The organism is Kitasatospora sp. NPDC127067 (assembly GCF_042724755.1).
In the GTDB taxonomy this organism is placed as follows: Bacteria; Actinomycetota; Actinomycetes; order Streptomycetales; family Streptomycetaceae; genus Kitasatospora; species Kitasatospora lactacystinica.
In genome coordinates, this window is record NZ_JBHXEM010000254.1 from 1 (window position 1) to 4,274 (window position 4,274).

General features: G+C 72.1%; 4 protein-coding genes and 1 pseudogene. All 5 read right to left on the reverse strand.

The genetic code is table 11. The annotated features are described in order from the left end of the window. Positions 1-450, reverse strand: a pseudogene (locus tag ACFWJ4_RS40935) (hypothetical protein); the annotation flags it as partial. Then, positions 447-1,349, reverse strand: a complete 903-nt coding sequence (locus ACFWJ4_RS40940) for a class I SAM-dependent methyltransferase (protein WP_380554373.1) — start codon at positions 1,347-1,349, stop codon at positions 447-449. The gene ACFWJ4_RS40940 and the pseudogene ACFWJ4_RS40935, both read right to left, overlap by 4 nt. A gap of 19 nt (positions 1,350-1,368) precedes the next feature. Further along, the gene (locus tag ACFWJ4_RS40945; RefSeq protein ID WP_380554376.1) at positions 1,369-2,712 is read right to left on the reverse strand and encodes a cytochrome P450; all 1,344 of its coding nucleotides are present in this window, start codon (positions 2,710-2,712) and stop codon (positions 1,369-1,371) included. Between the two features lie 130 nt (positions 2,713-2,842). Next, on the reverse strand, positions 2,843-3,154 hold the full coding sequence (locus tag ACFWJ4_RS40950; protein WP_380554379.1) for a hypothetical protein: 312 nt from the start codon (positions 3,152-3,154) through the stop codon (positions 2,843-2,845). A gap of 98 nt (positions 3,155-3,252) precedes the next feature. Beyond that, positions 3,253-4,274, reverse strand: a 1,022-nt coding sequence (locus ACFWJ4_RS40955; protein WP_380554382.1) for a RiPP maturation radical SAM C-methyltransferase, incomplete at its 5' end; no start/stop codon positions are given.

Sequence of the window (4,274 nt, forward strand, 5' to 3'; positions counted from 1 at the left end):
CACGTCGAAGCCGGACCAGTCGACCCGCCGCACGCACTCCTCGACGAACTCCGGCAGCACCCGCTCCCGCAGGTCCAGCAGGAAGTCGACGTCGCACCCCAGTTCGGCGCAGACCGCGCGGATCTCGGACGGATGGTGGGCGGTGTACCGCGCGTGGGCCGGGGCCAGCTCCCGGAAGGCGGCCGGGGCGAACAGCCATTCACCGAGGAGCACGTCCCGGGTGTGACAGAGGGCCTCGTAGCGCTCCCAGCCGATGGCCGCGCCGAGTTCGAGGTTGAAGTAGAACGACTCGGCCCGGACGCCGTCCAGGCCGAGGACGGCCCGCAGCAGGCCGAGCTGGATCGAAGGGCGGCGCGAGGACGCGAAGGGCATGTTGACGAGGGCGAGCCGGATCCGGCGCCTGGTGGCCGATGGGTCGAGCCGGACCTGCTCCGGGTGGACGTGTGTCATGGATGGGCTCCGGTTCCACGGGTCGCGTGGGCGATGACGGTCGGCGCGGTGAGGCGGAGGACGCCGTCGTGCTCGTACCGTCGCAGGGCGGCCACGGCTTCCTCGGCGACCTGTCGGCGAGCCTCCGGTGCCAGGCGGTCGAGCATCGGCCGCAGGTTCCAGGCGTGGTCGGGCAGGGCCTGCCAGAAGTCCTCCGCGGTGCCGGGCCACGGGCACGGCGCCGCGAGGGTCCGCGCCCGGACGTCGCGGAATCCGGTCGCGGTGAGCAGGGCGCCGAGGGTGTCGGGGACGGCGAATCCGTAGGGGTCGGGCAGTGCCGGTGCTGGTGGTCCGGGCGGGGTGTGCCGAAGGATGACGGCGACGGTGGCGCGGACGGCCGGGGTCGCGCGCGGCGGTCCGAGCGCGGTGAGGACGATCCGGCCGCCGATCCGCAGCACCCGGTGCGCCTCGGCGAGGGCTCGGCCCGGATCGGGGAAGTGCATGATGGCGTTCCGGCAGGTGACGAGGTCGAACGACGCGTCGGCGAATGGCAGCCTCTCCGCGTCGGCGACGCCGAAGACGATCGCCGCGCCGGCCGTCGCGGCGGCCGCCGAGGCGTAGCCGACCATCTCCGGGACGAGGTCCGTCGCGACGACGCGGCCGGCTGGCCCGACCAGCGGGGCCAGGGTGAGCGCCGGTTCCCCCACGCCGCAGGCGAGGTCGAGCACCCGCATGCCGGGCCGTGGCCGGGCGGCCTCGACGACGGCGCGGGTGACGGCGGCGCCGGCGGTGCTGAACTCGCGTCTCCAGCGGTGCCACCCGCGGGCGACGTCCCGGTAGCCGTCGGCCACCGTCGCCTTCTGCGCGGCCGTGCGGCCGGAGGGGGCCGGGGGTGTCGGCGGAAGCGGCCCTGCTGTCATCTGGCACCGTCCCTCCGGGTCAGAACGCCACGGGCAGCGTCGAGAGACCGTGGATGTTGATCTCGTCCCGCCACACCAGTGGTGCGGCGGTGTCGAGTTGCAGGCCCGGGAGCCCGGTGAGTGTGGCCCCGATCGCGGCGTGCACGATCCGGCGGGCCAGCGTGGCGCCTGGGCAGGCGCGCTTGCCGAGTCCGAATGCGATGTGGGGGTTCGGCGACCGGTCGGGGATGAACCGGTCCGGCGCGGGGAAGCGGTCCGCGTCGCGGTTCGCGGCGGCGATGAGCAGGATGACGGGGGCGCCCTGCGGCAGGTCGACGCCGCCGATGACGGTGTCCTCCCGGACAACCCGCGACAGGATGGGTGCTGTGCCTTCGTGTCGCAGCATCTCCTCGACGGCGGTCGGGAGCCGGTCCGGCCCGCGGAGCAGGCGCTGCGCCGGCAGCGGTTGCCGCAGCAGGGTGTTCAGCCCGAGCGTGATGGCGTGGGTCACGTTCTCGTGCAGGCCCAGGATCAGGTTCGCGGCGACGAGCACCCGCTCGTCGTCGGTGAGCCCGTCGACGGCGAGCAGCGCGCTGAGGGCGTCCGGTCCGGGCCGTGCGCGCCGTCGGGCGAGGAGGTGCGCGAGAAAGCTGCTCAGGCTGTCGACGGCAGATTCGCCGGCGGCCATGGCCGCGGTGCCGCTGAATCCTCCGCTGAACGTGTGGACGATGTCGTGGACATCGCGGCCGAAGTGCGAGCGGTCCGCAGCCGGGATCGCCAGCAGCTCGGCGCCGACGACGGCCGGCAGCGGGTGGGCCAGGTCCGCGACGAGGTCCATGCGGTGCCGGGTCACGACCGGGTCGAGCAGCCCGCGGGCGATCGATTCCAGCCGGGCGGGCGGCAGCTGGTGACCGACGGTGGCCAACGCCCGCATCATCGCGCGGCGCAGGCGGGTGTGCTCGGGCGGATCGATCTCGTTCAGCAGCCGGCCGAGGAACCGGGTGACCTGCGCGATGCCGGCGTGCTCGGCCGGCGGGACGTTGGCCAGGACGGTTCGGTAGCCGGTCCGGTGGGACAACCGCGGGTCGCGCAGCGCGGTCACGACGTCCGCGTACCGACAGACCACCCAGGACTGCATGGCCTCGCTCCAGTGCACCGGATGCTCGGCCTGCAGCCGGTGGTAGTGCGGGTACGGATCCTCGTGGACCCCGGGCAGGAACGGGTTGTACTGCGGTGGTGTCCGCTCGACCACCCCGGCGGCCCGCAGCAGCGACTCGATCGCCTGCCGTTCGCCCGCCGGAAGGTCGCTCTGCAGGGCGCGCAGTTTGCCGAGAACCCGGCCGATGTCGGTCATCGCGAGGCCGGAATGCGTCAGTTGCGCCATCGGGACTCCTCTCCCGCACGTCCGGCCCGGGCCCGGGCCTGGGCGAGGGGCCGGGGTCGGTGGTCGCGCGCAACCCTGCCCCGTGCGGCGCGCCGGTCGGCGGACCGCACGGGGCAGGGCCGGTCGATCGTCAGAACATCACGGTGCCGGTCACGCCGATGGTGCTGCCGGCGAAGGCCGAGCCGGGCTTCAGCTGGTCGAACTGTGCGATGCCGAGCGAGTCGTCGAGCTGCGCGCGGAATGCCGGCTCTGCCGCCGGTACGAGTTCCGCCGGGTCCGCGTTCGTGCTCTGCGCACCGGCGGACGCGGCCCGGCCGAGGAGCCACTGCAGGACGTTCTGCTCGCCCGGCGGCAGTCCCTTCGCGAAGGACTCGAGTTTCTGGCTGACGGCGTCGATGTCCTCCGCCGTGACCTTGACTTGGCGGACATTCGGATCGGACACGGGTTCCTCCTTCGACGGGCCTCTCTACGGACGATGTAGGGGGTGACGGGTTTGTTCGGTTCCGGCCGGGGGTCGGTACCGCGCGGACGCCGGCCTGTTCACCAGTTGGGATTGATCGGCAGCGCCAGACTCAGGTACCGGTCGTTCTCGCGCAGCATCAGGCCGAGTGCGGTGAACTCGTCCAGTGCCGCCTGCACGGCGCCCCGGTCGGCCTCGACGTCCGACGCCTCGCCGACCAGGTCGACGATCCGGGACGCGCTGTGTTCGGCGGGCGTGCAGCACTCGTAGACCGCGGCCGCGAGTTCGTCGAACGAGTGGACCTGCGCGGGACCGGATCCGCGACCGTCGGTGACGGTCAGCCGGCCGGCACCTCTCTGGTAGATCAGGTAGGGCGGCTGGTCGCTCGCCCACCGTTGCTGCCAATCTTCAAGGTAGCTCGCCAACTCCTCGTGCGCAGCCGCTGGCACGGTGTCGACCGCGTCGTAGGAGAAGAAGTAGGCGATGCGGTCGAGCTCGACAGCGTCCGGATAGACGAAGGCGTAAGCCTGCTCGGGCCGGACGTTGACGATGCCCAGCTCGGCTCGCTGCGTGAAGTTGGGACTGAACCGCTCCAGCCAGATCCTGCCGAGCGACTCGGGTGGCTGCAGGTGCGGGACCAACCGGGCCGTCGCCAGCTGCTGTTCGTAGTCCTCGGGCCGCTCGCCCGGAAACCCGACCAGGATGTTCCAGTGCATGCTGACCCCGTGGTAGCGGCCCCACTTGAGGGCGCGCACGTTCTGGACGGCCGTGGTGCCCTTGCGCATCAGCTGCAACACGCGCGTGCTCAGGCTCTCGATGCCGGGCTGCAGGTGGCGGACGCCGCCCCGGGCCAGTCGCCGGATCTGCTCGTGGGAGAGGTTGGCCTTGGTCTCGTAGAAGAAGGTGTAGTCGCGTCGGAGTTCGGCGAGCCGGTCGAAGACCCCCTCGATGTAGTGCAGGTCGACGATGTTGTCCACGGCGACGAGTTGGTAGATCGCGTAGCGTTCGGCGAGTTCGTCGATGCCGCGCAGGGCCCGTTCGGGGGATTTGCTGCGGAAGGCCATGCCGAGGCCGTTGAGTCCGCAGAAGGTGCAGTGGTGCT

Coding starts and splice junctions, on each gene's coding strand:
- ACFWJ4_RS40940 (WP_380554373.1), bottom strand. CDS start 1,349: ATGACAGCAGGGCCGCTTCCGCCGACACCCCCGGCCCCCTCCGGCCGC.
- ACFWJ4_RS40945 (WP_380554376.1), bottom strand. CDS start 2,712: ATGGCGCAACTGACGCATTCCGGCCTCGCGATGACCGACATCGGCCGG.